The sequence below is a fragment of the Mycobacterium sp. genome (genome assembly GCF_049281135.1).
Taxonomy (GTDB): Bacteria; Actinomycetota; Actinomycetes; order Mycobacteriales; family Mycobacteriaceae; genus Mycobacterium.
The window spans coordinates 1-4,586 of sequence record NZ_JBAPRN010000099.1; the positions used below are offsets into that span (position 1 = coordinate 1).

At 62.7% G+C, this 4,586-nt stretch carries 6 protein-coding genes; 4 read left to right on the plus strand and 2 right to left on the minus strand.

Annotated features, from left to right (window positions below; genetic code table 11):
• From WAN02_RS04135 to WAN02_RS04150, 4 genes are all read left to right on the plus strand, one after another.
• A partial coding sequence (locus WAN02_RS04135) for a class I adenylate-forming enzyme family protein (RefSeq protein WP_422262908.1) occupies positions 1-746 on the plus strand: 746 nt, incomplete at its 5' end.
• Positions 746-1,939 carry an acyl-CoA dehydrogenase family protein gene (locus WAN02_RS04140; protein WP_422262909.1) on the plus strand — a complete coding sequence of 398 codons (1,194 nt, stop codon included), beginning with the start codon at positions 746-748 and terminating at the stop codon, positions 1,937-1,939. The genes WAN02_RS04135 and WAN02_RS04140, both read left to right, overlap by 1 nt.
• Before the next feature lie 22 nt (positions 1,940-1,961).
• The gene (locus WAN02_RS04145) at positions 1,962-2,708 is read left to right on the plus strand and encodes a CoA transferase subunit A (RefSeq protein ID WP_422262910.1); all 747 of its coding nucleotides are present in this window, start codon (positions 1,962-1,964) and stop codon (positions 2,706-2,708) included.
• Positions 2,705-3,346, plus strand: a complete 642-nt coding sequence (locus WAN02_RS04150; protein ID WP_422262911.1) for a CoA transferase subunit B — start codon at positions 2,705-2,707, stop codon at positions 3,344-3,346. Before WAN02_RS04145 ends, WAN02_RS04150 begins: the two co-directional genes overlap by 4 nt.
• 2 nt (positions 3,347-3,348) lie before the next feature.
• Here the strand turns inward: WAN02_RS04150 and WAN02_RS04155 are convergent, their stop codons facing one another.
• Together WAN02_RS04155 and WAN02_RS04160 are read right to left on the minus strand one after the other, a co-directional pair.
• Positions 3,349-4,119: a FadR/GntR family transcriptional regulator gene (locus tag WAN02_RS04155; RefSeq protein ID WP_422262912.1), complete on the minus strand. Its 771-nt coding sequence runs from the start codon at positions 4,117-4,119 to the stop codon at positions 3,349-3,351.
• Positions 4,120-4,284: 165 nt separating this feature from the next.
• A partial coding sequence (locus WAN02_RS04160; protein WP_422262913.1) for a MaoC/PaaZ C-terminal domain-containing protein occupies positions 4,285-4,586 on the minus strand: 302 nt, incomplete at its 5' end.

The following is a 4,586-nucleotide window of genomic DNA, read 5'->3' on the forward strand; positions in this document are numbered from 1 at the left end:
GGACATGTGCGGGCGCACCCATCCCCGCCGCAGTCGTCAAGCAGGCCAGCGCAGCGCTCCCCAACATCAAGGTCCTCAGCCTCTACGGGCGCAGCGAAAATCTAGTCACCACAACATGCTCCGTCACCGACGACGCTTCGCGCGCCCTGACCTCGGACGGCAAGGCGATGCCGGGTGCGGAGGTCAAGATCGTCGATGAAAAAGGCCACGAGGTGCCCCGCGGTACCGAGGGCGACATCGCTTACCGCGGCCCCGCCCATATGATCGAATACCTTGCAAATCATCAAGAAACCGCAGCGCTATTCACCGCTGACGGCTTTTCCAAGTCGGGCGACCTGGGAACCATGACCGACGACGGATTCGTCCGGGTCACCGGCCGAACCAAAGACATCGTCATTCGCGGCGGGATGAACATCAGCGTTCGCGAGATCGAGGAGCACCTGGCGCATCACCCTGCGTTGCAAGCGTTCTCGGTGGTGGGCATGCCAGACGAGAAGCTCGGCGAGAGGGTGTGCTGCTACGTGGTCGCCAAGCCGGGAAACGAACCGCCGACGGTCGACGCCCTCCGCGAATTCTTGCTCGGCGAGGGCATGCCCGTCCAAAAGACACCCGAGCGCGTCATCACCCTCGACTCGCTGCCGATGACCGCGACCGGCAAGGTGCTCAAACACGAGTTGCGCAAAGACATTGAACAACGCCTCAAAGCGGATCACGCACATAGCCAAGAAGTGGCTGGCACACCCTGATGGAAGTAAAGGACAGTCCCGAGGAAGCTGAATTCCGCGTCCAGGCTCGCGACTGGTTAGAAGACACCATGCTGCAGCTGGGCGGGGTGGAACCAGCTCGCCTTGAGGACAAGCTGGATTATTGGCGCACCTGGCAGGGCTTCCTCTTCCATGCCGGATATGCAGGGCTGTCGTGGCCCAAGGAATATGGTGGCGGCGGCGCCGACGCGAAACTGCGGGCGATCTTCAACGAAGAACTCGATCGAGCCGGCGCTCCTGAGCGGCTCAACATCGTCGGCGAGGATTTCGCCGGGCCCACCATAATCGAGTTCGGCACGGCAGAGCAGCAACAACGCTATCTCCAGCCGATCCTGACCGGTGACGACATTTGGTGCCAGTTGTTCTCCGAGCCGGAGGCCGGCTCGGACCTGGCCTCGTTGCGCACGACCGCCACCAAGGTGGACGGCGGGTGGCGAATTCAGGGTCAAAAAATCTGGACAAGCCGCGCCCAGCTGGCAGCGCACGCGATCCTGCTTGCCCGCACCGGAGGCGGACCCCGCCACCGCGGGATCACGTACTTTCTACTGGCGATGGACAGTCCGGGAGTCGAGGTCCGTCCGCTCGCACACATGCTGGGAGAGGCCGAGTTCAACGAAGTTTTTCTCGACGACGTATTCATTCCTGATGATTGCGTCCTGGGCGAGGTGGACGGCGGATGGCGGGTCGCGATGGGCACCCTGGCATTCGAGCGAGTGGCCATCGCCACCGGCCGGGTGAACACCACCGGCGCTGTCAACGATTTGATCCGCCAGATCTCCGGTCGTACCACCGATGACGGCACACCTCTGGGAACCGATCCGCTGGTGCGGCAACGCATCGCGGATCTGTACGGCCGGGCGCTCGTGCACTACCTCATCGGACAGCGGGTAATCACCGGCGCCGCCGGGGACGGTCCACCCGGCCCGGTGACCTCGATCGGGAAACTGTTCTTTTGCCCGCTGGTCGAGGACATCGCCGATTTCGGGCTAGAGCTCGACGAGATGGGTGGGCAGTTCTCGCTCGCTCCGAAGGGTGCCGTCGATTCTTTGTCGGCCGACGGCCAACGGTGGCTACGACTTGCCTATCAGGCTCGAGGTACTGCCATCGCGGGCGGCTCGACCTTTATCCAACGCAACATCGTCGCCGAGCGCATCCTCGGCATGCCCAAGAGCTGAAGTCGCGAGGAGGCTTGTGACGATGGACAAAGTCGTGGCAACGACGGCGGAAGCCGTCGCCGACGTGACGGACGGGTCCTCTCTTGCGGTCGGCGGGTTCGGGCTGTGCGGCATCCCCCAGGCGCTGATCGCGGCGGTGCTGGAGCTCGGGGTCCGCGATCTGGAAACGGTATCGAACAACCTGGGAGTGGACGGCATTGGTTTGGGAGTCTTGTTGCAGCACAAGCGGATCCGGCGAACGATTAACTCCTACGTCGGCGAGAACAAAGAATTCGCCCGCCAATACATGGCCGGTGAGCTTGAGCTGGAACTGACACCGCAGGGCACGCTGGCCGAGCGGCTGCGTGCCGGCGGCGCCGGAATACCTGCGTTCTACACCCCGACAGGGGTAGGGACGCAGGTCGCCGATGGCGGTCTGGCGTGGCGCTACCATGCGGACGGTAGCGTGGCGGTGGCCTCGCCACCGAAAGAAACCCGCGAATTCGACGGCGTCGCTTATGTATTGGAGCGAGCCATCCGCACTGACTTCGCACTGGTGCATGCGTTCAAAGGCGACCGGCACGGCAACCTCGTCTATCACGCGGCGGCGGCCAATTTCAATCCGGACTGCGCCGTGGCGGGCCGGATCACCATCGCCCAGGTTGAGCACTTGGTCGAACCAGGTGAAATCGACCCCGCCCACGTGCACACCCCGGGGATCTACGTGCACCGGGTGGTTCATATCCCCAACCCGGTGAAGCAGATCGAGAAGGAGACCGTGCGGCCATGAGCTGGAGCCGAGACGAGTTGGCGGCGCGGGTAGCCGCCGAACTGCACGACGGGCAGTACGTGAACCTCGGAATCGGGTTGCCTACCTTGATCCCGAGCCACATCCCCGCCGACATCACCGTCGTCTTGCATTCGGAAAACGGGATTCTCGGTGTCGGGCCGTACCCTCAGCGCGAGGACCTCGACGCCGACCTGATCAACGCCGGTAAGGAGACGGTCACCACGTTGCCGGGTGCGGCTTTCTTCTGCTCGTCGTCCTCGTTCGGGATCATCCGCGGCCGACACCTGGACATCGCGGTGCTCGGCGCCATGCAGGTCTCGGCCGGGGGCGATCTGGCCAACTGGACCATCCCCGGCAAGATGATCAAGGGCATGGGCGGGGCGATGGACCTGGTGCACGGCGTGGAAGAAGTTTTCGTGATGATGGAACACACCGCCAAGGACGGTAGCGCGAAGATCGTCGAGCAGTGCACACTACCGCTGACCGGCAAGCGTTGCGTGAGCCGAATCTTCACCGACCTTGCCGTCATCGACGTCGCCGACGATGGCCTACATCTGATCGAAACCGCGCCCGGTGTCAGCGTCGACGAAGTTGTCGCGAAAACCGAACCGCGCCTTGTTGTTTCTGTGCTGACCTGACCTCAGTCGTCGACCGCGATCGCCTCACGTTTGTCAACAGCGAGTGCGGCCTTCGCGTAGCTGTGCACATGCCGACGCATGCGCCGACCGGCCGTATCGGCGTCGCGGCTACGGATTGCGGTGGTGATCGACCGATGCGCCCGCGCCGTGACTATTCGCACGTTTTCGTCGACGAAGGCCGCATTCTCGGTCCCGGCGTAGATAGCGTGGGACAACGCGGTCATGAAGCCAATCAATAGTTCGTTATGACTGGCCATCGCCACCCCCACATGCCAGTCAAGGTTGGCCTGCAGAAACGTCGACAGGTCGGCGTCGGGATCGGCGATCTCCTCGTTGGCACGATCCAGCAATTCCAGATCGTCGTCGGTCCGTTTGCGGGCTGCCGACTCAGCGCAGAACGGCTCCAGCGCCTCACGGGTTTCCATCAGGTCCGCGAGCTTGATCCTCTGGCCGCGGATCAGCATGCTCACCGAGCTTGCCATCCCGTTGGTCGTCGGCCGCTGGACGAATGCCCCACCGGCCCGGCCCGCCCTGACCCGAACCAAGTTCTGCACCTCCAGGATGCGTAATGCCTCCCGGACCGTAGCCCGGCTCATCTGTGTCTGTTTGACCAGCTCACGCTCCGCCGGAAGCGCCGTACCCTCAACCAGCTCGCCGGACAGGATCCGCTCGCGAAGTTCACGTGCTAAGACGTCGGACGCTTTGGGAACATCCACCGGCTTGAGCAACACGCTTGAGCGTGCTGGGACCGAACTCGTCGCGCCTGGTTCCATCGTCCCGCCGCCCTTCGAAGCTTCGGTATAAAGGTAAGACCGATTATATGGTCATTCTATTACTCGAAGCCCCCGAGTGCGGTCAGCCGTGACATACTCGCGATGTACCACACGTCACAAGGCCAAATCTGCCCGCGCTAGTTGGCTACACGGTGCGGAATAGGGCTAGAAGACCATCCGCGCAATAAGCTCAGCCACAGCCGCTGGCTTGTGAGAACCGTCAAGCTCGACCGTGTGCCGCACTATCAGGTCAACGGTTGCGTCATCCACCTTGACAGCGTCGACAAGCTCAGATCTTACGCGGATGCGGCTGCGGGCCGGAACAGGCGCAAGGAATCGCACCCTGTTAAGCCCATAGTTGATGCCCATCTTCGCGTTTTCGACGTGGTAGTTGGCCTTACTGAGGGCCGGAATCAGAGATAGCGTCAGGAATCCGTGGGCAATTGTTCCACCGTAAGGACTTTCGG